Origin of the sequence: Stenotrophomonas sp. 1337, assembly GCF_031455455.1 — a bacterium.
GTDB lineage: Bacteria > Pseudomonadota > Gammaproteobacteria > Xanthomonadales > Xanthomonadaceae > Stenotrophomonas > Stenotrophomonas indicatrix.
Genome location: NZ_JAVDSR010000001.1, coordinates 228,232 through 253,221 on the forward strand (window position 1 = coordinate 228,232; position 24,990 = coordinate 253,221).

Sequence of the window (24,990 nt, forward strand, 5' to 3'; positions counted from 1 at the left end):
GCCTCCATTTTACGGCATCGACGTCGCAGCTCCTGCGACCACCTGCGTAGCAAGTGCCTGCGCCTGCTGACGCAGTTCAGGCACCGCCAGGCTTTCCCACAGGCTACCGATGCGCAGGCTGCCAAGTACCCCCAGGCGCGCCTGTGGCTGGCCACCCGCTGCACACAACCGGTCGCCCGGCACACTGCTGTCCAGGCCCAGCCCATGCGGCCCGGAGCGGGCCAGGCCATCGGCCTGCAGTTGCTGCAGCAAGGGATTGCGCAGTGCCGAGGCGCGGGTTTCCACACCGGTGGCATTGACCACCGCAGCGATCGTCCACTGCACGTTGCCGCCGCCCGCCTCGCGGCCCGACAGCCGCAGGGCATCACCGTCGCGCCACACGCGCTGCAGGCGGGCGCGGTGAACGCGCAGCTGGCCGCTGGCCTGCAGCGCCTGCAACTGCTCGGCCACCGGTTCAGCAATGCGATGGCGGTGCACGTCCCAGTAGCGCACCACGTGGCGCAGGAAGCGGCGCTGGTCGGCGGCGTCCATGCTCTGCCACAGCGCTTGGCCGTGCGGGCGGATGCGATCCATCACGCCCTGCCAGGGCATGCCGTCGACCTGTGCCTTGCGCGCGTGCTGGCGCAGCGCGTGCAGGCGCTGGCGCAGGCTCATCGTCAGCAGCTCCTGCGGGTCGAACGCCGGCAGACCGCCGTGGGCGTGCGGCAATGGCAGCAGCCCGTGGCGCGAGATCACGTGCAGCGGTCCGCTATGGCCGCCGGCCACCAACGCCAGCACGGTGTCGGCCATGCTCAGCCCGGAGCCGACGATGGCCAGGGCATGGTCACTGGCCAGCGTGCGTACGCCGTCGTAATCCCAGGCCTCGACCACGTCATCGGCGGGCAACGCATCGGCGCCGTCCACCGGCAGCGGCCGCATGCTGTTGCCGGTGGCGATCACCACCTGCGCTGCATGCAGTGTTTGGCCATCGCCCAGCTGCAGCTGGTAACCGTGGTCATCCGGATGCAACGCCAACACCGGCTGGGCCACGATCTGCAATCGCGCCGCACTGGCCGCTTCGGCCTCGCGCAGGCGCTGCTGCAGGTAGGCAGCGAAGTAGTGGCGACACGCATAGCGTTCGCCCAGCACTTCGCGCGCCTCGCCCGGGTACGCGTTGGCGGCCTGCAGGAAATCGAGGAAGTCGCCGGGCTGGTCGGCAAAGGCGCTCATCTTCGCCGCCGGCACGTTCAGCAGGTGCTCCGGCCACGGCGTGGCATAGGCAATGCCCTGTGCCAGCTGCGAGGCCGGCTCGAAGATGGCCAGCGCCAGCGGCGCTCGGGCCTGGCGCAACACCTGGATCGCCACCAGCACCCCGGCCGCACCACCACCGATGATCGCCAGGTCCAGTTCGCCACTACGCGGTGAATCAGTCATGCGCCGATTGTAGGCCATCGGCCCTGCCCGGCTGGCGCTGGCCTACATCAAGGCATCGGCCAGGCGCGCGATGCCCTCGCGGCTGCGCAGCCACGCGGGACGCTTGCGCCACTGCTCCAGGTCCAGCAGGCGCGACTGGCGCAGGTAGTCGTCCTCGATGGCACACAACTGCGTGACCAGTTGTCGGTCGTAGCAGATCAGGCCGATTTCGGCATTCAGCGCGAACGAGCGGATATCCATGTTGATCGACCCGAGCACGGCGATGTCCTCATCCACGCTCATGTGCTTGGCATGCAGGAACTGCGGCTCGTACAGCGCGATCTGCACCCCGCAGCGCAGCAGCTCATCGTAGTAGGCCTCCTGCGCCCACGAGGTCAGCCGCTGGTTGTTGCTGGCCGACAGGATCAGCTGCACCTGCACGCCGGACAGCGCGGCGATGCGCAGTGCACTCAGCGTTGCTTCGTCGGGCACGAAGTAGGGCGTGACCATCACCAGCCGGCGCCGGGCAAGATGGATCAGCGCGGCCACCGCATCGCGCGCGTTGCTGTACGGGTAGGCCGGGCCACTGGGCAGCAGCTGGGTGGCGATGTCCTCCCTGCACACTGGCACGTCGGCGATGACCTCCAGGCGCTGCCCGGTTTCGATGTACCAGTCGCTGGCGAACACCGCTTCAAGGTGCGCCACCGCAGGCCCGCGCACGCGCGCCACCAGCTCGCGGTTGGGGTGGCCGGCAACGAATTCAGGGCGCGCCAGGTTCTGCGAACCGACATAGCCTACTTCGTTGTCGATCACTGCGATCTTGCGATGGTTGCGCAGGTCCATGCGTCCGCTGCGGCGCCAACGCAGGCCGCCGGGCAGCATCGCGCGCACTTCGATGTCACGTGACCGCAGCCGCTTGCTGTATGCGCGCAGGCCCCGCTTGGCGCCGACCGCATCCAGCAGCACGCGGCACTGCACCCCGCGCGCTGCGGCACGCTGCAGGGCTTCGACGATGGCCTCGCCCACCGTGTCATCGAACATCAGGTAGTACAGCAGGTGCACCCGGTCCTGGGCCTGGTCGATGTCGGCGATCAGGGTGTGCAGTGATTCGTCATAGTCGGTCAGCAGGTCGACCGCGTTGCCGTGCACCGGCATGAAGTCGCCCTGGCGCTGCACCAGCGGCACCACTTCGGCGCTGGCGGTATCGGCCTGCGGCGTCCAGCGCAGGCGGCGCTGCAGCGCCTGTTCTTCACGGATGACCTGCGAGGCCTCGGCCTGCCGGCGGATGCGCTCGCGCGACAGCCACGGATGCCCGAACAGCAGATAGAGCGGCAGGCCCAGCAGCGGTACGAAGCCGACCAGCAGCAGCCAGCTGCGCGCCGCGCCCGGCGTGGTGCGGGTGGGGATCCAGCACAGCGCCACCAGCCGGATCAGCCAGTCGATCAACAGCAGGTACGAGCCCAGCAGCCACTCGAACAGCATCGCGTCGCCCGTTGGGAGGTGTGGGGCCATTCTGCCCAGCGGGGTGTGCAGAGTCGAGCAACGCTGGGGACAGCGTGCCGACCAACGGGCGGCACCCACGGGGTCGGAACGTGTCGACCAAGGTCGACACCTACCGGGGGCGGGGGGGCACAAAAAAACCCGCCACGAGGGCGGGTTTTTTCGGAAGCGACCCGCAATCCTTGCGGATTACTTGATCTTGCCTTCCTTGTACGGGACGTGCTTGCGCACGACCGGATCGTACTTGGAGAATTCCATCTTCCCCGGGGTGTTCTTCTTGTTCTTGTCGGTCGTGTAGAAGTGACCGGTACCAGCGGTCGAAATCATACGGACCTTATCGCGCTTGCCTGCCATGATCGTCTACTCCTCAGACCTTTTCGCCGCGCGCACGCAGCTCAGCCAGAACGGAATCGATACCGTTCTTGTCGATGGTGCGCAGTGCATGCGCGGAAACACGAAGCTTCACCCAGCGGTTCTCGCTGGCAACCCAGAAGCGGCGCTCGTGCAGATTCGGCAGGAAACGACGACGGGTCTTGTTGTTGGCGTGCGAGACGTTGTTACCCGTCTGCACTCGCTTGCCGGAAACCTGGCATACGCGGGACATGGCGCACCTCGATAGTAAGTTGTGTCTCCCCGTAGCCCGGGGGACGGCGGCCTCGGTGGTTGCCCACCACACGTCAAGAGAATCAAAGGGTTACGCTGGCGTTGGGCGGCCGGGGACGTGCTCCCGGGGGCGCCGCCCGGCACGAAACCGGACACAGCGAGCCGCGCATTATGCACGCAATCAAGACCTTGCGCAACTTACCCACAGGCCACGCCTGAACGCGATGGCGGCGCCCTGCCCTCAGCGCAGGTGCGGCACCACCTGGGCCAGCAGGTGGGCATCCTTCAGTGCGCCATGCAGGCCGCGGGTGCCGGGAATACGCAGGCGCTGCAGCACATCGTCGAGCTTGTTGGGCATGCCAGGCCAACGGCTGCGGGCCAGCTTCAGGCTGCAGGTCACGCGGCAGTGCTGGGCCAGCCCACCGGCCAGCCCCGCCAGGCGCAGCTCGTTGTCGAGGAAACCGACGTCGAAGGTGGCGTTGTGCGCGACCATCTCGCTGCCACGCAGGAACTCCAGCAGTTCGGCGGCCTTGCTCGCAAACAGCGGCTTGCCCACCAGCATGGCATCGCTGATGCCGTGCACGCGCTGCGCGCCCCAGTCCACCTTCCGCTGCGGCTGCAGGTAGGTGTGGAACTGGCGGCCGCTGAGTTGTCCATCGACCAGTTCCACCGCCCCGATTTCAATCACCCGATGGCCCAGGCGATGCGAGATACCGGTGGTTTCGGTGTCCAGTGCGACGACGCGGCTCACGGCGCACGCCGGTATGCAGCGGCCGGCATGCGGCAGACAAGGGACGGTAGAGATGGCAGTGCGGTCATGCGGTGCTGGATCCTGTTGCGCGCGCCCCGTGCGGCGGGGCAGATGAGGCGGGATTGTCCCACGCGGTGCGTCGGCAGGAGCGCGGACGAACACAGCGATGTCGGCATACTGGTGATTCACTGCGGAGGCTCCAATGCGACTGCTGGCCCTCACCTACGGCACCGAAGGCGATACGCGCCCGCTGGTCATGCTCTGCCATGGGCTGATCGCGGCCGGTCACGAGGTCATGCTGCTGGCCGACGGCGGCACCCTCGACAGCGCGAAGGCCTTGGGCGTCCCGCACGCCGCGCTGGAAGGCGACATCCACGACGAAGTGGTGGCGCTGGTCTCACGCGGCAATGGCGTGGCCGCCGCCAGCACCGGGCTGGCACGGATGGCACTGCAACACGTCGCCGGCTGGATGCGCCAGGCCGATGCTGCAGCCGACGGCTGCGATGCGATCCTGACCGGTGGCCTTGCTGCGTTCGTCGGCATGAGCGTCGGCGAGCGTCGCGGCCTTCCGGTGATCGGCGCCGGCATGATCCCGCTGACGCCGACGCGCGCGTTCCGCTCGCCCTTCCTGCCGCCCGGACGCTCGCCGGGCTGGTTGAACCGGGCCAGCTATGGCCTGGTCAACGGCCTGATCTGGCGACAGTTCCGCGGCCCGATCAACACGGCCCGCCAGCACGCCGGGCAGCCGCCACGACGCTCGCTCTGGACCGGCTTGCCAATGCTGTACGGCATCTCGCCGCAGCTGCTGCCACCGCCTTCGGACTGGCCGGCCGACCACCTCGTGTGCGGCCAATGGTCGGCCCCTGCTGCGCCGTGGCATCCGTCGTGCGAACTGCAGGCTTTCCTCGATGCAGGACCGCCGCCGGTCTATCTGGGCTTCGGCAGCATGACCGGCTTCGAGCGCGAACGTGTGCTGCCGGCGCTGTTGTCGGCGCTGGCGCCACGCCGCGTGCTGCTGTTTCCCGGTTGGGTCGGCGTGCCCGACATGGCGCTGCCCGACACGGTGTTGGTGATCGGGCCGACCCCGCATGAAGCGTTGTTGCCGCGCTGCGCGCTGGCGATCCATCATGGTGGCAGCGGCACCACGCATTCGGCCTGCCGCGCCGGCATACCGTCGATGGTGATGCCGTTCGCCGCCGACCAGTTCTTCTGGGCCGATCGACTGCAGCACCTGGGCATGGCACCGGCGCCACTGTCACCCAAGCGGTTGCAGCCGAAGGTGTTGGCCGATGCAGTGGCGTTCGCCGAGCATGCGGATACACGCGCACGGGCGGCCGCGCTGGGCGCTGCAATGGCGAACGAGGATGGAGTGGCATGCGGCGTGGCCGCACTCGAGCGCTGGCTCAGCCCAACGTCTCCACCACCCAATCAATGAACACCCGCAGCCGCTGGCTCATGTGCCGGTTCGGCGGGAACATCACGTGCATCGGCATCGGCGGCAGCTGCCAATCGTGCAGCACGGGCAGCAGCTCGCCGCGCGCCACATGCGGTTCGGCCATGTAGCTGGGCAGCGCGACCACGCCGAGGCCGGCCAGGCCAGCGGCCAGATAGGCGTTGCCATCATCGAAGCCGATTGAATGACGCCCCTGCACCTCGACGCGCTCGGCGCCACGCTGCGCGGTGAACACGCGGGCGCGGCCACTGCGTGGGCTGAGAAAACCGACCGTGTGGTGGTCCGGCCCTTCCAGCGCGCGCGGATGCTCCGGCACACCGAACCGCTGCACATAGCCCGGGCTGGCATGGAAGCCGATCGGCAGGCGCGCCAGCGGTCGTGCCACCAGCGCGGGATCGGCAGGTGCGCCACCACGGATCACGCAATCGATGTTGTCGGCGATGACATCCACCTCGCGGTCGCTGACGCCGATGTCCAGCTGGATCTCCGGATAGCGCGCCTGGAAATCCGGCAATGCCGGCACCAGCCGCAGGCACGCATACGGCCCCGGCACGTCGACACGCAGGCGCCCGCGCGGTTGTGCGGCGGCCTCGCCCAGCCCCCCTTCAACCTCTTCCAGCTCGGCCAGCAGGCGAACGATGCGCGGGTAATACGCCGCGCCATCGGCAGTGACGCTGACCCGGCGCGTGGTGCGGTTGAGCAGCCGCAACCGCAGATGCGCTTCCAGCTGCTGCACCAGCTGGGTGACCGTGGTGCGGCTGAGCTGCAGGGTGTGCGCGGCACGGGTGAAGCTGCCGGTCTCCACCACCCGGGCGAACGCGCGCATCGCTTCGAAACGGTCCATGGCCGCGGCTGTGATTGTTTGGAATTTGCAATCAATCTAGACCGATCATCACGGTTTATCCAGACAGCGACAGCGGGGAGGATGGTCCGCTCCCGTCTGGAATCCGCCCCATGTCCCACCGTGATGTTGTCTTTCCCGCCGGCCGGCAGGCGCTGTACGAGCGAAACCGCTATTCGCCGGCGATCCGATCCAATGGCTTCCTGTTCGTTTCCGGCCAGGTCGGCAGCCGCGAGGATGGCTCGCCCGAACCGGACTTCGAGACCCAGGTCCGCCGCGCCTTCGACAATCTCAACGCGGTGCTGGCCGCGGCCGGCTGCACGTTCGATGACGTGATCGACGTCACCGTGTTCTTGGTCGACCCGGAAACCAACTTCGAAAAGGCCTGGGCGATCGTGCCCGAGTACTGGGGCCAAGCGCCGCACCCGACCCTGACCGGCATCGGCGTGACCTGGCTGTATGGGTTCCAGTTCGAGATCAAGGTGATCGCCAAGCTGCCTGCGGACAGGTAGTGCCGGCCGCTGGCCGGCAACGGCGGGCGATTGCCTGCGCTCATGAGGTTGCCGGCCAGCGGCCGGCACTACCTGGGATCGCAGGCTGGGCGTCGAAAGGCGTGCCGACCAAGCTCGGCACCTACCAGAGCGGAAGGCGGCATCCAGTGGCGTACCCCGCACCTGAACGGGAGGTTCCGACGAATTCCCGAGGTGGCCATTGATATTGTATCCACCGAAAACCGCTTGCTAGCCTCCCCTCCATGCGCCGGATCGCCCGCCACCTTCGTTCGACCCTGCTGATGCTGCTGATGGCGGCATTCGTGGTCGTGCCGGTGGCTGATGTGCTGGCGTGTGCGGTGGAACCGCACGACAGCACCGTGGTGCATGTGGAAGCCGGTGCCGAAGATGCCGACGGTGACACTGACAACGACGGCAAGCACGCCGCTGCCTGCAGCCACAACCACTGCCACCACTCCAACCTGAGCCTGCCGGCGAGCACCTTCGCCGCCTTTGGCACGCCGCAACCGGCGCGCTGGACGAATGCAGGCGATGCGGCGACCTATGCGGTCGCCCAGGACGAACTGGCACGTCCTCCCCGGGCGTGAGTTGAGCGCGTCCCGCAATCGCGGGCTCCCGTTTCACTCACAACCGGAATCCCCCTATGTCGATCCTGACACGTCGGTCGCCGCGCGCGGCCGGGCTGGTCGTCGCCGTGCTGCTGGGCCTGATCCCCGCCGCACAGGTCGCCGCACAAGCCGCACCTTCGTACGACACCCTGCTTGAACGCTTGGACCAGCTGCCCGGCGCCCGCGTCGGCGCGGCATTGGCCGAGGCGGCCGACGCCCGCGCCGACCAGGCCCGGGCGCTGCCCAATCCATCCCTTTCCTGGTCCGCCGAAAACGCTTGGGGCACAGGCTCCTACGGCGGCATGGGCAGGGCCGACACCGTGCTTACCCTGTCCCAGCCTCTGGAGGTCTGGGGCCAGCGCGGCGCGCGCGTCCGCGCCGCCCGCGCCGAGGCACAGGCCGCTGCCCTGCGGGGTTCGCAGAGCCGCAGCGATGTCGCCAGCCAGTTGGCGGCGATCTACGCACAGGCGGAAAGCGCCCTGCGTCGCTACACGCTGGCCGAAGAAGCGCTGAGCCTCACCCGCGACGATGCGGCGGCGGTCACCGCCATGGTCGAGCATGGCCGCGAGCCGCAGTTGCGTGCCGTGCAGGCACAGAGTGAAGTGGCCAATGCCAGCGCCGCGCTGGATGAGGCGCAGGCCTTCCGCGACGCCGCGCTGGCCCGCCTGGCCGGTGCGGCCCTGCTGGATGCACCGGTGCAGACCATCGACAACAGTCTGCTCGATCGCGCACCGCCAGCACCGCGTGGCGCCATCGATGTGGCTCTGGCCGTGCGTGTGGCCGAAGCCGAAGTTGATGCGGCCGGTCGTCTGGTCGACGTCGAGCGCAAGCGCGCCCTGCCCGACCTCAGCGTTACCGCCGCGCAGACGCGTTTCCGCGAGGACCGCGAACAGGCCTACACGCTCGGCGTCAGTCTCTCGATCCCGTTGTTCGACCGCAATCGTGGTGGCATCCGCGCCGCCAGTGCCGAACAGCGCGCGGCCGAAGCGCGCTTGGACCAGCAGCGGCGCGACAGCGAAGCCGAACGCTTGTCGGCGGTAGCGGGCCTGAAGGCCGCCGGCAGCCGCACCCGCGCCGCCGACGAAAGTGTGGTCGCCGCCGAGGAAGCCTATCGGCTGGCGCGCATCGGCTTCGACGCCGGGCGCATCTCGCAGCTGGAACTGCGCAGCACCCGCAGTGCCCTCATCGCCGCCCGCGGCACCGCCGTGGACGCGCGCCTGTCGCGCGTCGGCGCGGAAATCGATCTCGCCCGCCTCGAAGGGCGCGCACCCTTTGTGGAGGCCCGATGAACCTGTCCCGTTCTTTCCCGCTGGTTGGCGGCTTGTTGCTGACTGCATTGCTGGCCGGTTGTTCTGGTAACACACAGGCCCCGGCAGTCTCGGAGCCCGCCGGCAAGGCAACGGCCGACGATGGCCATGGCCACGCCGCCGACAGCACCGACGCCAAGGCCGAAACCGGCAACGCAGCAGATGCCGATGAAGGCGTGGTGCAGCTGACGCCAGAGCAGATCAAGGCATCCGGCATCGACGTGGTGGCCGTCGGCCGCGGCGGCGGTGGTTCGACGCGGCTGTCCGGCCGGGTGGAACCGTCGATCGGTGCACGTGCCTCGGTCGCTTCCACCGTGACCGGTCGCGTGGAGCGCGTGCTGGTCGCACCGGGCACGGCAGTGAAGCAGAACCAGACGCTGGCGATCGTGGTTAGTGGCGAGGCGGCAGTGTTCCGCGCCAATGCGGTTGCCGCCGCCGCGGAGGCAGAGGCGGCGCGCCTGGCCCACGGCCGCGACAAGGCGCTGGTCGAACAGGGCGTGGTCGCTCGCCAGGAACTGGAAACCTCACGCGCGCGCTCGCTGGCGGCGCAGGCGCAGGCCGCCGCCGCGCAGGCACAGGCCGCCGCCAACGGTTCGCCCGACAGCAGCGGCCGCGTGCGCGTCACCAGCCCGGTGGCCGGCATCGTCGGCAACGTGCAGGTCACGCCCGGCGGCGTGGTGGCGGCCGGCAGCCCGGTGGCCGACGTCGCCGATCCGTCGATGAACGAGCTGGTGTTCACCGCGCCACCGGCGCTGGCCGCGCAGGTCACGCCGGGCATGACGCTGGAAGTGACCGTGCCGGGCGGCAGCTTCAGTGCCACCGTCACCGGTTCGGCCGCCGATGTGCGCCAGCAGGGTGGCGTGGCGGTGATCCGTGCCATGCCGGTGGATGCCGCATTGCCACCGGCCGGTTCGCCGGTGTCGGCGGTGGTGGTCACCGACGGCAAGGACGGCGCGTTGAGCGTGCCGGCTGATGCGGTACAGAACGTCGGCGGCAGCAGCGCGGTATTCGTCGCCGTCCAGGGCGGCTTCAAGGTGCAGCCGGTACTGGCCGGCCGACGTGCCGGTGACCGCGTCGAGATTCTCGGTGGCTTGAACGGCGACGAACGCATCGTCGGCGCCAACGCGTTCCTGCTCAAGGCCGAACTGGCCAAGGGCGAAGCCGAGCACGGGCACTGAGGACCTTCCATGTTCAAGCTCATCATTGAAACCGCGGTACGCCACCGCTGGCTGGTCGTGGCCCTGGCTGCACTCGTTGCCGCCGTGGGCCTGTTCCAGCTCGGCAAGCTGCCGATCGATGCGGTACCGGACATCACCAACCGCCAGGTGCAGATCAATACGGTGGCACCGGCACTGACGCCCGAGCAGATCGAGCGGCAGGTGACCTATCCGCTGGAAACCGCGCTGGCCGGCATCCCCGGCCTGACCACCACCCGTTCGCTGTCGCGCAATGGCTTCTCGCAGGTCACCGCGATCTTCACCGATGCCACCGACATCTACTTCGCCCGCCAGCAGGTGGCCGAACGCATGCGCGAGGCCGCCGAAGCGCTGCCCGAGGGTGCCTCGCCGATGCTGTCGCCGGTCACCACCGGCCTCGGCGAGGTGTTGATGTGGACGGTGGACTTCACCGCGTTCGACCCTGCGAAGCTGGCCAAGCCCGGTGAAGCCGGCTGGCAGGCCGGCGAGGTCTACCGCACGCCGGAAGGCAACCTGCTGCGCACGCCGGAAGAACGTGCCACCTACCTGCGCACCGTGCAGGACTGGATCATCGCGCCGCAGATGCGCTCCAGCCCCGGGCTGGCGGGCGTGGACACCGTCGGTGGCTACGTGAAGGAATACGGCGTGCATCCGGACAGCGCGCGGTTGGCCGCGTATGGCCTGGGCCTGGCTGATCTGGTGACGGCCCTGCAGCGCTCCAACGTACAGGCCGGTGCCGGCTTCGTGCAGCGCGCCGGCGAAGGCCTGGTGGTGCGTGCCGACGGTCTGGCACTGACCACCGACGATCTGGCACAGGCGCCGGTAGCCACCCGCAACGGCGTGGTGGTGCGGGTGGCCGATGTGGCCGATGTCGGCCTCAGCCGCGCACCGCGCCTGGGTGCGGCCAGCCGCAACGGCCATGAAGCCGTGCTCGGTACCGCGCTGATGATCGCCGGCGGCAACAGCCGCACCGTGGCCCAGGCGGCCGCCACACGGCTGCAGCAGGTGAATGCCTCGCTGCCGGCGGACATCGTGGCCGCGCCGGTGCTGGACCGCAGCGTGCTGGTCAATTCCACCATCAAGACCGTGGCCAGGAACCTCACCGAGGGCGCGCTGCTGGTGGTGGTGGTGCTGTTCCTGCTGCTCGGCAACCTGCGCGCGGCGACGATCACCGCACTGGTGATCCCGCTGTCGTTCCTGTTCGCGGTGATCGGCATGAACCGCTTCGGCATCAGTGGCAACCTGATGAGCCTGGGTGCGCTGGACTTCGGCATCCTGGTGGACGGCGCGGTGATCGTGATCGAGTCGACGCTGCTGATGCTGGGCCAGCGTCGTGCCGAACTGGGCCGCGCGTTGACCGCGATGGAACGCCTGCGCGTAGCGGCCGATTCGGCGCGAAAGATGGCGCGCCCGGCAGCGTTCGGCCAGCTGATCATCCTGCTGGTGTTCGCACCGATCCTCACCCTGGAAGGGGTGGAGGGCAAGACGTTCCACCCGATGGCCGCCACGTTCATGCTGGCCCTGGTGGGTGCCTTCATCTTCTCCTTCACCTTCGTGCCGGCGATGGCCGCGCTGATGGTGCGCGAGCCCAAGCCGAAGGAAGGCGAGGCACACAGTGATGATGGCCAGCACGAAACGAAGCTGATCCGCGTGCTGCGTGGACGCATCGAGCCGATCATCCGCCAGGCCGTCGCGCGGCCGCGCGCAGTGATCGCCGGTGCAGCGTTGATGCTGCTGGTGGGCATTGGTTCGTTCGGCCTGCTCGGCCGCGAGTTCATGCCTACCCTGGATGAAGGCAACGTGGCGATGCAGGCACTGCGCGTCCCGTCTACTTCGCTGGAGCAGTCGCTGGCGATGCAGCTGGCACTGGAGAAGGCCATCGCCCAGCAACCGGAAGTGGAAACGGTGTTCTCGCGTACCGGCACCGCCGAAGCGGCAATCGACCCGATGCCGACCAACATTTCCGACAGCGTGATCGTGCTCAAGCCGCGTGCGGACTGGCCCGATCCGACGCTGGGCAAGGAGGCGCTGGTGGCCCGCTTCGAAGAACTGGCCGGCAAGCAGCTGGGCAACAGCTTCGAGTTCAGCCAGCCGATCGAGCTGCGTTTCAACGAGCTGATTTCCGGCGTGCGCACCGATCTGGCGGTGATGATCTTCGGCGATGACTTCAGCCAGCTGCAGAAGGTGGCCGACCAGGTGGCGCTGAAGCTGCGCGCGGTGGAGGGCGCGGCCGATGTGCGGGTGGAGCAGATTTCCGGCCTGCCCACGCTCAACGTCAAGATCGACCATGTAGCGGCAGCGCAGTACGGGCTGACCGCCGCCGACGTCAGCGATGCGCTGTCCACCGGCATCGGCGGCACGGCAGCCGGCAAGATCTTCGAGGGCGACCGTCGCTTCGATGTGGTGGTGCGTCTGGATGACAGCGCACGCAACGACCCGGATCAGCTGGCCTCGCTGCCGATCGCCACGCCGGCCGGCGTGGTGATTCCGCTGTCCTCGGTGGCACGCATCAGCGTCAGCGAAGGGCCGAACCAGATCAGCCGCAACAACGGCAGCCGCCGGGTGGTGGTGCAGGCCAACGTGCGCGGCCGCGACCTCGGCGGATTCGTTGGCCAAGCACAGGCCGCCGTGGCCGACGTGGCACTGCCGCCCGGTGCGTACCTGACCTGGGGTGGCCAGTTCGAGAACCTGCAGCGCGCGGAAAAGCGCCTGGCCACGGTGGTGCCAGTGGTATTCCTGCTGATCGGCAGCCTGCTGTTCATGGCCCTGCGCAGCGGCAAGGAAGCGGTGCTGGTGTTCAGCTGCGTGCCGCTGGCGCTGGTCGGCGGCATCCTCGCCCTGCTGCTGCGCGGCATGCCGTTCTCGGTGTCGGCCGCGGTGGGCTTCATCGCCGTGTCCGGCGTGGCCACGCTCAACGGCCTGGTGCTGATGCAGGCGATCCGCGAGCGCCTGGACGCCGGTGACGTGCCGATGATGGCCGCGATCAACGGTGCATCCAGCCGTATCCGCGCGGTGCTGACCACCGCACTGGTGGCCATCGTCGGCTTCATTCCGATGGCGATCGCTAGTGGTTCCGGTGCGGAAGTGCAGAAGCCGCTGGCGACGGTGGTGATCGGTGGCCTGATCACCGCCACGGTGCTGACCCTGCTGGTGCTGCCGACCTTCGCCGCGCGCGTGGCGAAGGTGCGCGTGGCAGGGTGAGATGAGAGGGGGTCGGAGCCCTTTCCAGCGGAAAGGGATCCGAGCCGCAGCAGGGTCGGATCCCCGCCGCTCTGGCGGGGCTCTGACCCGGTCACACCGCGATCAGGCCTTCTTGCGCTCGGCAATGTACGCCTGGATCTGCTGCTCCAGCACCGGCAACGGCACCGAACCCTGCTTCAGCAGCGTGTCGTGGAAGCCCTTGACGTCGAACTTGTCGCCCAGCTCCTTCTCGGCCTGCGCACGCAGGCGCACGATGGCGATCTCGCCGAGCTTGTAGCTCAACGCCTGCCCCGGCCAGGAAATGTAGCGATCCACTTCGGTGGTCACTTCGTGCTCACTCAGCGCCGTGTGGTCACGCAGGTAGGCCAGCGCCTGCTCGCGGCTCCAGCCCTTGCTGTGCACGCCAGTGTCGATCACCAGGCGCGTGGCGCGCCACATCTCGTAGGTCAGGCGGCCGAAATCCTCGTACGGGGTTTCGTAGATGCCCATTTCCACGCCCAGCTTCTCGCAGTACAGCGCCCAACCTTCGCCATAGGCGGAAATGTAGGCATTGCGGCGGAACTCCGGCAGGTTCTTCTGCTCGGCAGCGATGGCACCCTGCAGTGCATGGCCCGGGTCGGATTCGTGCAGGGTCAACGCCGGCAGGTTGTACAGCGGGCGCGACGGCAGGTTGTAGGTGTTGAGCCAATAGGTGCCCATGCCACCACGGCCGGCGGTCCAGAACGGCGCGATGTCCGGCGGCACCGGCACGATGGTGAAGCGCGCGCGCGGCAATGTCATGTACTTGCCGAGCTGGCCATCGGCGCGCTTGGAGATCCATGCCGCGCGCGACAGCAGTTCTTCCGGCGTCTTGGCGTAGAACTGCGGGTCGGTACGCAGGAAGGTCAGGAACTCGGCAAAGCTGCCCTTGAACTTCACCTGCTTGATGATGTCGTTCATTTCCTTCTGGATGCGTGCCACTTCATCCAGGCCGATGCGGTGGATCTCGTCCGGCGACAGGTCCAGCGTGGTGTATTCGTGGATCTGCTGCTTGTAGTACGCCTTGCCGTCAGGCATCGCTTCGGCGGCCAGGGTGGTACGCGCCTGTGGCACGTATTCGTTGACGAAGAAAGTGCGCAGTTGCTGGAACGCCGGCACCACCTTGCCGCTGATCGCCGCGCGGGCCTGTGCCTGCAGCTTGGCCTGCTCGGCAGCCGGGACGGTGTTGGGCAGCTTCTTGAACGGCGCGTACAACGGCGATTCGGTCGGGTCCTTCAGTTCGGCGACAGTGGCGATGGACACCTCGCGGCCATCAAGCACCGCACGCGGCACGCTGAAGCCGCGCTTCAGGCCGGCACGCATGTTCCCGGTCTGCTGGTCGAAGTAGCGCGGCACATCATTCAGGCGCGCGATGTAGTTCTGGTAGTCCTGCACGGTCTTCATTTCGCGCCGGGCCATGAAGGACAGGTTGGACCAGAACGAGGAATCGGCGTTGAACGGCATCTCGTAGCCGCGCAGGCGCACTTCTTCGGCCAGGTTGAACACCTGGTCGCGGTAGATCGCGTAGTTGACCTGGTTGTCGGGCGAAAGGGTCTTCGGGTCGATCTTCTTCAGCGCGGCCAGGGTCTGGTCCCATACCTCCAGGCGTGCCTGCTGCGCGGCCGGGCCGACGTCGGGCATGCGGGTGGCATTGGCCGGCGCGTCTTCGTCCTCGCTGGCCTCGCCGCCGCCTTGCTGGCGCCACTTCCATTCCTTCTCGTACAGCGCGCGGAAGGCGGCATCGGCGGGCGACTCGGTAGCCACGCTGGCCGGAGCGACGGCGGTGGGTGGTGCGGCCAGGGCCACGGCCGGGGCAGACAGGGCGATCAGCAGGGCTACGGCAAGACGGGTTTTCACAAGCACAGGTTCCCGGGAAGGCAGACCCCGATCATGGCACCCCGCACCGCGCATGGCATGGGACGAAGGTCCTGCCTGGGCCTAGCCCTGGTAGCTGCCAACCTTGGTTGGCAGGCGGGGAGACCCAGCGCCGAAGGCGCGTGGTAGCGCGGGGCCATGCCCCGCGAGCGCGCAACGCGGCCGATGTTGGCCGCCATCCCACAGCCGCCGGGCATGGCCCGGCGCTACCACAGCGGTGCCTGCGTGGCCGCTCTGGTAGCTGCCAACCTTGGTTGGCACCCGGAGAAAACCAGCGCCGACCAAGGTCGGCGTCTACCAGGGCGTCAGTGACTGGCCTTGTCCCGCTTCCAGCCGCGATGCTTGATGTCCAGCTGCAGGCTATACAACGCGGTGAACGCCGGGAACAGGTTCTGCCTGGGCCTAGCCCTGGTAGCTGCCAACCTTGGTTGGCAGGCGGGGAGACCCAGCGCCGAAGGCGCACGGTAGCGCGGGGCCATGCCCCGCGAGCGCGCAGCGCGGCCGATGTTGGCCGCCATCCCACAGCCGCCGGGCATGGCCCGGCGCTACCACGGCGGCGCCTGCGTGGCCGCTCTGGTAGCTGCCAACCTTGGTTGGCACCCGGAGAAAACCAGCGCCGACCAAGGTCGGCGTCTACCAGGGCGTCAGTGACTGGCCTTGTCCCGCTTCCAGCCGCGATGCTTGATGTCCAGCTGCAGGCTGTACAACGCGGTGAACGCCGGGAACAGGTTCTGCAGCACGCCCACCGAGTCCTGCTTGGCCGAGAACAGGAAGTAGCTCAGCGTCATCAGGCTGCCGACCACGCTCATGTACCAGAACAGGCGCGGGATCACCGGCTTGCCGGCGCGCTTGGAGGCGACGAACTGGACCAGCCAGCGGCCACCGAACATCAACGCGCCGGTGTAGCCGATCAGCTTCCAACCGGTCACATGCAGGCCGGTCCAGTACAACCAGGTCAGCGGCTGGTCCAGCCAGTGCAGCTCCAGATCCATCAACGCTCCTCCACCGCGGTGCGCTTGCTGCGGGTGATCAGCCAGGCCACGCCGCGCAGATCACGGATGCCGACCAGCGCGCGGCCCAGGTTGTTGTACTTGGACACGCCGGCCGTACGGTGGCGATGGTTGACCGGCACGCTGGTGGTCTTCCAGCCGGCACGCTGCATCAGCGCCGGCAGGTAGCGATGCATGTGGTCGAAGTACGGCAGATCGAGGAAGGCGTTGCGCTCGAACAGCTTGATGCCGCAGCCGGTATCGGGGGTGTCATCGCGCAGCATGCGCGCGCGGATGGCATTGGCCCACTTGCTGGCCCAGCGCTTGCTGCCGCTGTCCTGGCGGTTGACGCGCCAGCCGGCGAACAGCTTCACCTGGGCATCGGCCGCATCACGGGCGTCCAGCAGCTTGGGGATGTCGGCCGGATCGTTCTGGCCATCACCGTCGAGGGTGGCGATCCACGGCGCACGCGCGTGCTTGACGCCGGTACGTACCGCGGTGCTCTGCCCGCTCTGCGAGACGTGGTGCAGCACGCGCAGCTCCGGCGTGGTGGCCTTCAGGCCCTGCAGCACGGCCAGGGTGTCATCGCGCGAATGATCGTCGATGTAGACGATCTCGAACGGCAGCCGTCCGCGCAGTGCAGCGGTGATTTCGGCCACCAGGGGCGCGACGTTGTCGCGCTCGTTGAATACGGGGACAACGACGGACAGCTCGGGTTGGCTCATGGGGGGACTCGGCCAAGGAGGGACAAAGACCGCGCATTTTCCGAAGCCGAGGTTATCCGAAGATGAATCCGGCGGCGTGAGGATCGGTTTTCAGGCGCGATCAGCAAAATACTCGCGGCACCACTGCACCACCGGCGGCAGGCCCTGTTCGATCGGCATGACCGGTTCGTAGCCAAATGCGTCATGTGCGCGCCGGGTATCGGCCATCGTGCGCACCATGTCACCCGGCTGCATCGGCTTGTAGACCTTCTGCGCGGGGCGACCGGCGGCCTGCTCGATCACGCCGATGAAGCGCTCCAGCTCGACCGGCGTGTGGTTGCCGAGGTTGAACACCCGGTGCGGCACCGGACCATCAGCCGGATGCGCGAGGGCGCCGAGAATACCGGCCACGATGTCGGAGACATGTGTGAAATCGCGCTGCATGCGGCCTTCGTTGAACACATCGATCGAACGACCGGCCAGCACCGCGCGCGAGAACAGCAGCGGCGCCATGTCCGGCCGGCCCCACGGGCCATACACGGTGAAGAAGCGCAGGCCGGTGGCACGCAGGCCATACAGCTGTGCGTAGGTGTAGGCCATCAGTTCATTGGCGGCCTTGGTAGCGGCGTACAGCGAGCGCGGCTGGTCCACGCGCTGGTCTTCGGAAAACGGGGGCGTGGCCGAATCGCCGTACACCGAACTGCTGGACGCATACACCAGATGCTGCACGCCACGGTGGCGGCACAGCTCGAGCATGTTGACGAAGCCGACCAGGTTGCTGTCGACGTAGGCGTGCGGGTTTTCCAGCGAATAGCGCACGCCGGCCTGCGCAGCCAGGTGGATCACCGCGGTCGGCTGTACTTCCTCGAACAGCGCGGCCAGGCCGTCGCGGTCGGTCAGGTCCAGCGTGCGCAGGTCCAGCGTCGGGCACAGTGCGGCCACGCGGTCGCGCTTGATCTGTGGGTCGTAGTAATCGTTGAAGTTGTCCAGGCCGACCACCGACTGGCCCGCATCAAGCAGGGCACGGGCGGTGTAGGCACCGATGAAGCCGGCTGCGCCGGTGAGCAGGATGGTCATTGCGGTGAGCCTGGAATTCAACGGTCAATTCAGTAGTAATGGCGTCTGATGGTACGCGCAGGGCCTAGAACAGGCCGAAACGCTTCTTGGCCACATTGGTGCGCCCCGGCTGGATGACATCCTGGATGTTCTTCGCATCGAAGCGATCCAGCAGGGTTTCCGAATCCCTTTTCAGCTTCAGGTCCATCTCTTCCGGGTACAGCGGCACGATCGCCATGAACTCGATGGTGGTGCCGTCTTCCAGTGCCAGCGTGCCGAAGTCGTCCGGGGTCGTGACCGGCGGCAGCACGATGGCGCCATCGAACCCCACGCCCGGTGCATAGGGCTCGGACGGATGGCCGTTGGGAATGGTGTGGCCGAAGCCCAGCCAGGTGTCGTACTCGTGCGGCAGCCGCGCCAGGGTCTTCAGCAGGCGCACCGGCCAATAGTTGCGCTCATCCTCGAAGGCATCCTGGGTGATCGGCCAATCCGCCGGCAGGGTCACCATCAGTTCCATGTGCCGGGGGACGTCCACCTCCTCAGGCACGGACATCGGCAGGTCGCTCATGCCCGAGGTCACCAGCCGCAGGTACGGGCACTCGTCGGTGGCGGGCACCACATGCACGTCGATGTGCACGATATCGGAGATGATTTCATGGAAGACGCCGGAGATCGGGCCAAGATGGCGCTCGATGTGCGCGCTGATCTCCTCGATGTGCGACTCGCCCTGGGCCGGGGTGAAGTCCTTCTCGCGGCTGTGCACGAGGATCGGGCTGCCGCCCGGGCTGACGTCGTCTACTTCAATGGTCATGTCCTGCTCCCTGGATGAGCCACGGGGCGGAGCGGCCCACCTGCGGTGGACGACGCGGCCTCCGGCACGCGCGGCGGTGCGTTCCCTGCAATCGACGGCACACGGCAGGAACAGGCCGTGCGCCCATGAAGATGCGCCGGGGTCAGCCCTGGCGCGTGCGCAGCCGCTCCAGCACGCCATCGAGCGTGTCCAGGTTGGCGTAATGGATGATCAGCTTGCCCTTGCCGCCGCGGCCATGGTTGATCGCAACGGAAGTCCCCAGCACTTCGGACAGCTCGGTTTCCAGCGAGGCGATGTCGGCCTGCTGCACCTTGGCCACCGGCTGCGGACGGTTGCTCGGCACCTTGCCGGCGGCAAACGCCTGCGCACGGCGCTCGACCTCGCGCACCGACCAGCCTTCATCGGCCGCTTCCTGGGCCAGCTTGCTGGCCAGTTCCGGGGCCAGCGTCAGCAGCGCGCGGGCGTGCCCCATCTCCAGCCGGCGCGTTTCCAGCAGCAGGCGGATGGCGATCGGCAGCTCCAGCAGGCGCAGCAGGTTGGACACCGCCGCGCGCGAGCGGCCGACGGCCTCGGCGGCCTCGGCATGGGTCAGGGTGAATTCGCTGATGAGGCGCTGCAGCGCTTCGGCTTCTTCCAGCGGGTTGAGGTCTTCGCGCTGGATGTTCTCGATCAGCGCCATCGCGATGACGGTGCGGTCTTCCAGCTCGCGCACCACCACCGGCACTTCGTCCAGGCCGGCCAGCTGCGAGGCGCGCCAGCGACGTTCACCGGCGACGATCTCGAAGTTGCCTGCCGGCAGCTGGCGCACCAGGATCGGCTGGATCACGCCCTGCGACCTGATCGAGTCGGCCAGTTCGGACAGCTTGCCCTGGTCCATCTCGCGACGCGGCTGGTACTTGCCCGGCTGCAGCTGGCCTACCGGCAGCTTGCGCAGCACTTCACCGGGCAGCGGCTCGATCACCGCCGTACTGGCCTGCACCTGGCTGACCGCGCCCTTCGGACCGAGCAGTGCGTCCAGGCCGCGGCCGAGGCCTCGCTTCTTGGCTGCAGGCTTGCTGCTGGTCATCAGACGGTCTCCACGGCCTTGGTGGCCTTGTTGCGTTCGTTGTTGCGACGGATGATCTCGCCGGCCAGGCCGAGGTAGGCCACGCCGCCGCGCGAAGCACGATCGTAGCCGACGATGCTCTGGCCATGGCTGGGCGCCTCGGCCAGGCGCACGTTGCGCGGCACGATGGTGCGGAACACCCGGTCGCCGAAGTGCTCGGTGAGCTCGGCCGACACGGCATTGGCCAGGTTGTTGCGCACGTCGAACATGGTGCGCAGCACGCCTTCGATCTCCAGCGCCGGGTTGAGGTTGGCACGCAGCGCTTCGATGGTTTCCACCAGCGCGCTCAGGCCTTCCAGTGCGTAGTACTCGCACTGCATCGGCACGATCACCGAATCGGCGGCGGCCAGTGCGTTGAGGGTCAGCAGCGAGAGCGCCGGCGGGCAGTCGATCAGGATGTAGTCGTACTCATCGCGGATCGGTGCCAGCGCGCGCTTCAGGCGCTGCTCGCGCTCGCTCTGCGCCATCAGCTGGATCTCGGCCGCGGTCAGGTCGATGTTGCCCGGCAGCAGGTCGTAGCCTTCGGCGGTCTGCACGCGCACGTCGGCGGCGCTGGACTCGCCCAGCAGCAGGTCGTAGGTGGAGGAGACCAGCTCGCGCTTGTCCACGCCACTGCCCATGGTCGCGTTGCCCTGGGAATCCAGGTCGACCAACAGCACGCGCTTGGGTGCGTTGGCCAGGGAAGCGGCCAGGTTGACGGCGGTCGTGGTCTTGCCGACGCCACCCTTCTGGTTGGCGATGGCGATGATGCGGGCCATGCGGGTGTGCCTCGTCGACGTGTGCTGGGACCGGTCATTATGCGTACAACCGGGCCCGTGCGGAAATCGTGGATCGCCAACCGCTTGTTCCACAAGGGGCGGGCGGCGGGGTTCAGGGACCTGTGACGGTGACCAGATGGCGTTCACCGGCCAGGCCGGGCACGCTCAGCGGGACCACCTCGCGCACCTGCCAACCGGCCGGCAGCGCTGCGATCTCCTCATGCGGGTAAACGCCTTTCATGGCCAGCAACACGCCGCCGGGGCGCAGCAGGTGGCCACCGACGCGGACGATGCCGGCCAGGGTGTCCATCGCGCGCGCGGTCAGCTGGTCGTAGCTGCCCGGCTCGGCCAGCGCTTCGGCGCGCGATTCGGCCACGCGGGCATTGCCCAGGCCCAGCTGGCGCACGGCCTCGCGCATGAAGCGGGCCTTCTTGCCGTTGCTTTCCACCAGGGTGACCTGCAGGCCCGGGCAGGCGATCGCCAGCGGGATGCCCGGCAACCCGGGGCCGGTACCGAGGTCGGCCAGGCTGCCATCGGCCACGAACGGCTGCATCGCCAGTGAATCGAGCAGATGGCGGGTGACCATTTCCTGCGGATCGCGGATGGCGGTGAGGTTGTAGGTGCCGTTCCAGCGGTGCAGCAGCGCCAGGTAGCGCAGCAGCGGCGGGGCCAGCTCGGCGGCCAGGCCCATGCTGGCCAGGCCCTGCTGCAGCGTGGTCGCTACGCCGGCGGGAAGATCGTGTTCGCTCATGCCGGCATTATCGCCGGTTTTCGCCGTTGATTCGCCGATTCACTGCGGATACCAGGCCAATGCGGCGCGGAATTGTCCGCTGGCCTGCCATTCGTGCAGGTGCCAGCGCGCGGCCTCGCCCAGCTCCGGGTCGCACCAGCGCAGGTGCAGGGCGCCATCGTTGGCCGGGGCAAGCTGCAGGCGGTGGAGGCCGAAGGAAATGCCCTGCCCGTGTGCCTTCAGCATCGCTTCCTTGGCACACCAGACGCGGAAGAACCAATGTTCGCGGTCGGCCTCGTCCAGGCCTTGCAGCCACGCCACTTCGTCGGGATGGAAGAAGCGCTGGATGATTTCCAGCATGCGCGGGCGCGGCCGCAGCAGTTCCAGGTCCACGCCCAGCCGCACGCCCTCGCCCAGCGCTACCAGCAGCACCTCGCCGCTGTGGCTCCAGCCGGTGCCGTAGTGGGCGAGCGCGCCGCTCAGTTCCGGCCGGCCCTTGTCGTCGCGCACCAGCGGCAGCGCATCCGGCTCGCCGCCCAGGGCCTGTGCCAGCACCTGCCGGGCCTGCGGCTCACCGCGCTGGCCAGGGACGTGCGGGCAGCGCCAGACGGTAACCGGACCAAACCGCCAGGGGCCCTCAAGGGTGGCTGGCAGGCTCATCCGCACGCGCCCGTCACAGGATTGCACAGCGGGTTCACGGCATTGCGCGTCAACTGGACGCGGTTATCCACCGGAGAGTCGATCATGGGCATCATCATCTGGCTGATCGTCGGCGGCATCGTCGGCTGGCTGGCAAGCATCATCATGAAGCGCGATGGCCAGCAGGGCATCATCCTCAACATAGTGGTGGGCATCGTTGGCGCACTGATTTCCGGCTGGCTGTTCGGCGGCGGCATCAATGAAGCGATCACCCTGCGCACGTTCCTGTTCTCGCTGATCGGCGCGGTGATTCTTCTGGCCATCGTCAACCTGTTCACCCGCAAGAGCATACGCTGACGCGGCGGTAGTGCCGGCCGCTGGCCGGCAGATGCATCGCAACGGGCCCGGCAATCGCCGGGCCCCGTTCGTTCAACCCAATTCCACCCACGCCGGCGCATGATCGCTGGGACGTTCCCAGGTGCGCGGCTCGCGGTCGATGCCCGAGGCCACCGCACTGCCCCTCAGCGCATCGGAGACCAGGGTGAGGTCGATGCGCAGGCCGAGGTTGCGGCGGAAACCCGCTGCGCGGTAGTCCCACCAGCTGAAGGTGCCGGCCTCATCGTTGTGCAGGCGGAAGCCATCGTGCAGGCCCAGCTGCAGCAGCTTGTTCAGTGCGCCGCGCTCGGCAGTGGAGGTCAGGATGTGGTTGTCGTTCCACACCTCCGGGTCATGCACGTCGCGCGCATCGGGGGCGATGTTGAAGTCGCCCATCACGATCAGCTTCGGATGCCGCTGCAGTTCTTCGGCGATCCACGCGTGCACCGCCTCCAGCCAGCGCAGCTTGTACTCGTACTTGTCGGTGCCCACGTCCTGGCCGTTGACCACGTACAGGTTGATCACCCGCAGGTCGCCGAAGGTGCCGGCGATGACCCGCTTCTGCTCGTCCTCGAAGCCGGGAATGCCGATCTGCACGTCCTGCGCCGGCTCGCGCGACACCAGCGCCACGCCGTTGTAGGTCTTCTGCCCGGCGAACACGCTGCGGTAACCGGCGGCGACCAGCGCCGAGTCGGGGAACTTGTGGTCCTCCAGCTTGGTTTCCTGGATGCCGACGATGTCCGGGCCGAAGTCCTTGAGCCACTGCTCCAGGTGCGGCAGGCGGACATTGAGCGAATTGACGTTCCACGAGGCGATTTTCATGCGGGCATTCTACCCGGGTGGGCTTTGGTAGAGGCCGACCTTGGTCGGCGCTTTGCTTCCCGCTGTTGCCTTGATAGAGGCCGACCTTGGTCGGCGCTTGGGGTTCAAGCGCGCCAACCAACGTTGGCCCCTACCGGAAACGGCCGCGCGGGTTGGCCCCTACCGGTAGTGCCGGCCGCTGGCCGGCAGGTGCAGGTCCCCGCCGAAGAGTCATGAGGTTGCCGGCCAGCGGCCGGCACTACCACTGGATTCACGCCCTGCCTGAATTCACCGCAGCAGCAGTTTCAACAATCCCGCAATCTTCGAATACGGTGGCCGCAGCCGATCACTGGCCGCCCAGCGCGACTGCCACAGCACCGGCAACAGCTTGCTCATCGCATCAAACCCGGCCCGCCCGTGGTACGCCCCCATGCCACTGGCGCCCACCCCACCAAACGGCAAGCCATCGGCGGCGAAGTGCAGCAGGGTGTCGTTGACCGTGACCCCGCCGGCCAGCACCTGGCCGAGAATGCGCTCCACCGTGGCCGTGTCATGGCTGAAGGGATACAGCGCCAGTGGCCGGTCGCGGGCCACGATGTCGGCCAGCGCCGCATCCAGGTCCGGATAGGCGCGCACCGGCAGGATCGGGCCGAAGATCTCATCGCGCATCAGGTCCAGGTCATCCGGCGGATCCAGCACCACGGTTGGCACCAGCAGCCGCTCGCAATCGGCGCGCGCGTCATCCACCTGCGCCAGCGGAATCACCGGCACCCCGCGTTCGCGGGCCTGCGCCAGATAGCCCTGCAGGCGCCGGTACTGGCCGTCGTTGATGATCCGCGTGTAGTCGTCGGCATCGCTGAAATCACCGTAGCGCTCGCGTACCTGCTGCTGCAGCACCTGCACGAACTCACGCTGGCGCACGCTGTCGATCAGCACGTAATCCGGCGCGATGCAGGTCTGGCCGGCGTTGAACCACTTGCCGGTGGCCAACCGCGCGGCGGCTTTGTCCAACGGGAAATCGCGGCAGACGATCGCCGGCGACTTGCCGCCCAGTTCCAGCGTCAGCGGCACCAGATGCTCGGCCGCCGCCGCCATCACCTTGCGGCCGACCGCGGTGGAACCGGTAAACACGAGGTGGTCCAGCGGTAGCGAAGACACCGCCGCGGCCACGTCCGCGTCACCCTGCACCACCGACACACGATCGGGCGGGAACACGCTGGCCAGCAGATCGGCCAGGAACGCGCTGGTGCGCGGGGTGTGCTCCGAAGGCTTCAACAGCACATGGTTGCCAGCGGCAATCGCGGTGGCCAGCGGCACCAACGCCAGCGTGACCGGATAATTCCACGGCGAGATCACCCCGACCACACCCAGCGGCATCGGCCGCAGCTGCGCGCGCGCCGGCCATAGTCGCCAGCCGGCACCCACCCGTTGCGGTTTCGACCAGCGCCGCAGGTGGCGTCGCAGATGGTCGATGGCCGACAGCACGCTCATGCCGTCGGCCAGCTTTGATTCCACGTGGGCACGATGGCCGAAGTCCTCGGCGATGGCCGCAGCCATTTCGTCCAGGCGGTCCTTCAACGCCGCGCGCAGGCGACGCAGGTCGGCTTCGCGCTGGTCGAGCGTGGGGCGCTGGGCCTGCCAGGCAGTACGCAGGGTATGCAGAACGGCGGGGAGGTCGGCTGGGGCGGTGGTGGTCATGGGCCGACTATACGGCGTGCTGTGCAATGTAATGGTAGTGCCGGCCGCTGGCCGGCAGCCTCATGGA

The 24,990-nt window shown here is 67.9% G+C and carries 24 protein-coding genes; 7 read left to right on the plus strand and 17 right to left on the minus strand.

The window, feature by feature from the left end; translation table 11 throughout:
* Window positions 1-9 precede the first annotated feature (9 nt).
* The 5 genes from J2X70_RS01080 to dnaQ all read right to left on the minus strand — a co-directional run bounded on the left by J2X70_RS01080 (window position 10) and on the right by dnaQ (window position 4,246).
* Window positions 10-1,431 carry an FAD/NAD(P)-binding protein gene (locus J2X70_RS01080; RefSeq protein ID WP_309908454.1) on the minus strand — a complete coding sequence of 474 codons (1,422 nt, stop codon included), beginning with the start codon at window positions 1,429-1,431 and terminating at the stop codon, window positions 10-12.
* Window positions 1,432-1,455: 24 nt separating this feature from the next.
* Window positions 1,456-2,874, minus strand: a complete 1,419-nt coding sequence (gene cls, locus J2X70_RS01085; RefSeq protein WP_309909048.1) for a cardiolipin synthase — start codon at window positions 2,872-2,874, stop codon at window positions 1,456-1,458.
* Between the two features lie 207 nt (window positions 2,875-3,081).
* Window positions 3,082-3,249: a 50S ribosomal protein L33 gene (gene rpmG / locus J2X70_RS01090; protein WP_170272460.1), complete on the minus strand. Its 168-nt coding sequence runs from the start codon at window positions 3,247-3,249 to the stop codon at window positions 3,082-3,084.
* A 10-nt stretch (window positions 3,250-3,259) separates the two neighbouring features.
* Window positions 3,260-3,496 (minus strand): 50S ribosomal protein L28, encoded by a 237-nt coding sequence (gene rpmB / locus J2X70_RS01095; RefSeq protein ID WP_005411638.1) that lies wholly within the window; start codon window positions 3,494-3,496, stop codon window positions 3,260-3,262.
* 240 nt (window positions 3,497-3,736) lie between these two features.
* On the minus strand, window positions 3,737-4,246 hold the full coding sequence (gene dnaQ, locus J2X70_RS01100) for a DNA polymerase III subunit epsilon (protein WP_025878062.1): 510 nt from the start codon (window positions 4,244-4,246) through the stop codon (window positions 3,737-3,739).
* Window positions 4,247-4,448: 202 nt separating this feature from the next.
* On the opposite strand from dnaQ, the gene J2X70_RS01105 reads away from it, so the two are divergent.
* Window positions 4,449-5,681 carry a glycosyltransferase gene (locus J2X70_RS01105; protein WP_309908456.1) on the plus strand — a complete coding sequence of 411 codons (1,233 nt, stop codon included), beginning with the start codon at window positions 4,449-4,451 and terminating at the stop codon, window positions 5,679-5,681.
* Here the strand turns inward: J2X70_RS01105 and J2X70_RS01110 are convergent.
* Window positions 5,650-6,543, minus strand: a complete 894-nt coding sequence (locus J2X70_RS01110) for a LysR family transcriptional regulator (protein WP_059065632.1) — start codon at window positions 6,541-6,543, stop codon at window positions 5,650-5,652. The genes J2X70_RS01105 and J2X70_RS01110 overlap by 32 nt on opposite strands.
* 110 nt (window positions 6,544-6,653) lie before the next feature.
* Here J2X70_RS01110 and J2X70_RS01115 point away from each other — a divergent pair, with 110 nt between their 5' ends.
* The 5 genes from J2X70_RS01115 (at window position 6,654) to J2X70_RS01135 (ending at window position 13,364) form a co-directional block, all read left to right on the plus strand.
* Window positions 6,654-7,052, plus strand: coding sequence for a RidA family protein (locus tag J2X70_RS01115; RefSeq protein WP_059065633.1), 399 nt, complete (start codon window positions 6,654-6,656; stop codon window positions 7,050-7,052).
* Window positions 7,053-7,294: 242 nt separating this feature from the next.
* Complete coding sequence (locus tag J2X70_RS01120) at window positions 7,295-7,639, plus strand: hypothetical protein (protein WP_032976781.1); 345 nt, start codon at window positions 7,295-7,297, stop codon at window positions 7,637-7,639.
* Window positions 7,640-7,695: 56 nt separating this feature from the next.
* A complete protein-coding gene (locus J2X70_RS01125) occupies window positions 7,696-8,949 on the plus strand; it encodes a TolC family protein (RefSeq protein WP_309908460.1) in 1,254 nt (417 codons plus the stop codon).
* Complete coding sequence (locus J2X70_RS01130) at window positions 8,946-10,145, plus strand: efflux RND transporter periplasmic adaptor subunit (RefSeq protein WP_309908462.1); 1,200 nt, start codon at window positions 8,946-8,948, stop codon at window positions 10,143-10,145. Before J2X70_RS01125 ends, J2X70_RS01130 begins: the two co-directional genes overlap by 4 nt.
* A 9-nt stretch (window positions 10,146-10,154) precedes the next feature.
* Entirely contained in the window at window positions 10,155-13,364 is a 3,210-nt protein-coding gene (locus J2X70_RS01135) for a CusA/CzcA family heavy metal efflux RND transporter (protein ID WP_309908465.1), read from the plus strand.
* Window positions 13,365-13,466: 102 nt separating this feature from the next.
* Here J2X70_RS01135 and J2X70_RS01140 read toward each other — a convergent pair whose 3' ends face one another.
* From J2X70_RS01140 to J2X70_RS01180, 9 genes are all read right to left on the minus strand, one after another.
* A complete protein-coding gene (locus J2X70_RS01140) occupies window positions 13,467-15,239 on the minus strand; it encodes a DUF885 family protein (protein WP_025878076.1) in 1,773 nt (590 codons plus the stop codon).
* 662 nt (window positions 15,240-15,901) lie between these two features.
* Window positions 15,902-16,249: a lipid-A-disaccharide synthase N-terminal domain-containing protein gene (locus J2X70_RS01145; RefSeq protein WP_025878793.1), complete on the minus strand. Its 348-nt coding sequence runs from the start codon at window positions 16,247-16,249 to the stop codon at window positions 15,902-15,904.
* Entirely contained in the window at window positions 16,249-16,971 is a 723-nt protein-coding gene (locus J2X70_RS01150) for a glycosyltransferase family 2 protein (protein WP_025878792.1), read from the minus strand. The genes J2X70_RS01145 and J2X70_RS01150 overlap by 1 nt, the downstream gene beginning before the upstream one ends.
* A 90-nt stretch (window positions 16,972-17,061) precedes the next feature.
* Entirely contained in the window at window positions 17,062-18,027 is a 966-nt protein-coding gene (locus J2X70_RS01155; protein WP_025878791.1) for an NAD-dependent epimerase/dehydratase family protein, read from the minus strand.
* A 64-nt stretch (window positions 18,028-18,091) separates the two neighbouring features.
* Window positions 18,092-18,817 (minus strand): suppressor of fused domain protein, encoded by a 726-nt coding sequence (locus tag J2X70_RS01160; protein ID WP_025878790.1) that lies wholly within the window; start codon window positions 18,815-18,817, stop codon window positions 18,092-18,094.
* A gap of 142 nt (window positions 18,818-18,959) precedes the next feature.
* On the minus strand, window positions 18,960-19,883 hold the full coding sequence (locus tag J2X70_RS01165; protein ID WP_223482964.1) for a ParB/RepB/Spo0J family partition protein: 924 nt from the start codon (window positions 19,881-19,883) through the stop codon (window positions 18,960-18,962).
* Complete coding sequence (locus J2X70_RS01170; protein ID WP_025878788.1) at window positions 19,883-20,680, minus strand: ParA family protein; 798 nt, start codon at window positions 20,678-20,680, stop codon at window positions 19,883-19,885. The genes J2X70_RS01165 and J2X70_RS01170 overlap by 1 nt, the downstream gene beginning before the upstream one ends.
* Before the next feature lie 112 nt (window positions 20,681-20,792).
* Complete coding sequence (gene rsmG / locus J2X70_RS01175) at window positions 20,793-21,431, minus strand: 16S rRNA (guanine(527)-N(7))-methyltransferase RsmG (RefSeq protein ID WP_033832551.1); 639 nt, start codon at window positions 21,429-21,431, stop codon at window positions 20,793-20,795.
* A 39-nt stretch (window positions 21,432-21,470) separates the two neighbouring features.
* The gene (locus J2X70_RS01180; protein ID WP_099785896.1) at window positions 21,471-22,070 is read right to left on the minus strand and encodes a 4'-phosphopantetheinyl transferase superfamily protein; all 600 of its coding nucleotides are present in this window, start codon (window positions 22,068-22,070) and stop codon (window positions 21,471-21,473) included.
* Window positions 22,071-22,154: 84 nt separating this feature from the next.
* Between J2X70_RS01180 and J2X70_RS01185 the strand changes: the two genes are divergently transcribed.
* Window positions 22,155-22,406: a GlsB/YeaQ/YmgE family stress response membrane protein gene (locus J2X70_RS01185; RefSeq protein ID WP_025878785.1), complete on the plus strand. Its 252-nt coding sequence runs from the start codon at window positions 22,155-22,157 to the stop codon at window positions 22,404-22,406.
* A 72-nt stretch (window positions 22,407-22,478) separates the two neighbouring features.
* Here the strand turns inward: J2X70_RS01185 and xth are convergent, their stop codons facing one another.
* Together xth and J2X70_RS01195 are read right to left on the minus strand one after the other, a co-directional pair.
* Window positions 22,479-23,246, minus strand: coding sequence for an exodeoxyribonuclease III (gene xth / locus J2X70_RS01190; protein ID WP_279209383.1), 768 nt, complete (start codon window positions 23,244-23,246; stop codon window positions 22,479-22,481).
* Between the two features lie 267 nt (window positions 23,247-23,513).
* Window positions 23,514-24,923, minus strand: coding sequence for a coniferyl aldehyde dehydrogenase (locus tag J2X70_RS01195; RefSeq protein WP_309908472.1), 1,410 nt, complete (start codon window positions 24,921-24,923; stop codon window positions 23,514-23,516).
* Window positions 24,924-24,990: the final 67 nt, after the last annotated feature.

What these genes read in the sequence shown, in the direction of transcription:
- J2X70_RS01155 (WP_025878791.1), bottom strand. Translation starts at nt 18,027, where the DNA reads ATGACCATCCTGCTCACCGGCGCAGCCGGCTTCATCGGTGCCTACACC.
- J2X70_RS01165 (WP_223482964.1), bottom strand. Translation starts at nt 19,883, where the DNA reads ATGACCAGCAGCAAGCCTGCAGCCAAGAAGCGAGGCCTCGGCCGCGGC.
- J2X70_RS01180 (WP_099785896.1), bottom strand. Translation starts at nt 22,070, where the DNA reads ATGAGCCTGCCAGCCACCCTTGAGGGCCCCTGGCGGTTTGGTCCGGTT.
- cls (WP_309909048.1), bottom strand. Translation starts at nt 2,874, where the DNA reads ATGCTGTTCGAGTGGCTGCTGGGCTCGTACCTGCTGTTGATCGACTGG.
- xth (WP_279209383.1), bottom strand. Translation starts at nt 23,246, where the DNA reads ATGAAAATCGCCTCGTGGAACGTCAATTCGCTCAATGTCCGCCTGCCG.
- J2X70_RS01185 (WP_025878785.1), top strand. Translation starts at nt 22,155, where the DNA reads ATGGGCATCATCATCTGGCTGATCGTCGGCGGCATCGTCGGCTGGCTG.
- J2X70_RS01135 (WP_309908465.1), top strand. Translation starts at nt 10,155, where the DNA reads ATGTTCAAGCTCATCATTGAAACCGCGGTACGCCACCGCTGGCTGGTC.
- J2X70_RS01145 (WP_025878793.1), bottom strand. Translation starts at nt 16,249, where the DNA reads ATGGATCTGGAGCTGCACTGGCTGGACCAGCCGCTGACCTGGTTGTAC.
- J2X70_RS01105 (WP_309908456.1), top strand. Translation starts at nt 4,449, where the DNA reads ATGCGACTGCTGGCCCTCACCTACGGCACCGAAGGCGATACGCGCCCG.
- J2X70_RS01195 (WP_309908472.1), bottom strand. Translation starts at nt 24,923, where the DNA reads ATGACCACCACCGCCCCAGCCGACCTCCCCGCCGTTCTGCATACCCTG.
- J2X70_RS01080 (WP_309908454.1), bottom strand. Translation starts at nt 1,431, where the DNA reads ATGGCCTACAATCGGCGCATGACTGATTCACCGCGTAGTGGCGAACTG.
- J2X70_RS01120 (WP_032976781.1), top strand. Translation starts at nt 7,295, where the DNA reads ATGCGCCGGATCGCCCGCCACCTTCGTTCGACCCTGCTGATGCTGCTG.
- J2X70_RS01150 (WP_025878792.1), bottom strand. Translation starts at nt 16,971, where the DNA reads ATGAGCCAACCCGAGCTGTCCGTCGTTGTCCCCGTATTCAACGAGCGC.
- rpmB (WP_005411638.1), bottom strand. Translation starts at nt 3,496, where the DNA reads ATGTCCCGCGTATGCCAGGTTTCCGGCAAGCGAGTGCAGACGGGTAAC.
- J2X70_RS01160 (WP_025878790.1), bottom strand. Translation starts at nt 18,817, where the DNA reads ATGACCATTGAAGTAGACGACGTCAGCCCGGGCGGCAGCCCGATCCTC.
- J2X70_RS01170 (WP_025878788.1), bottom strand. Translation starts at nt 20,680, where the DNA reads ATGGCCCGCATCATCGCCATCGCCAACCAGAAGGGTGGCGTCGGCAAG.
- J2X70_RS01130 (WP_309908462.1), top strand. Translation starts at nt 8,946, where the DNA reads ATGAACCTGTCCCGTTCTTTCCCGCTGGTTGGCGGCTTGTTGCTGACT.
- J2X70_RS01110 (WP_059065632.1), bottom strand. Translation starts at nt 6,543, where the DNA reads ATGGACCGTTTCGAAGCGATGCGCGCGTTCGCCCGGGTGGTGGAGACC.
- J2X70_RS01125 (WP_309908460.1), top strand. Translation starts at nt 7,696, where the DNA reads ATGTCGATCCTGACACGTCGGTCGCCGCGCGCGGCCGGGCTGGTCGTC.
- rsmG (WP_033832551.1), bottom strand. Translation starts at nt 21,431, where the DNA reads ATGAGCGAACACGATCTTCCCGCCGGCGTAGCGACCACGCTGCAGCAG.
- J2X70_RS01115 (WP_059065633.1), top strand. Translation starts at nt 6,654, where the DNA reads ATGTCCCACCGTGATGTTGTCTTTCCCGCCGGCCGGCAGGCGCTGTAC.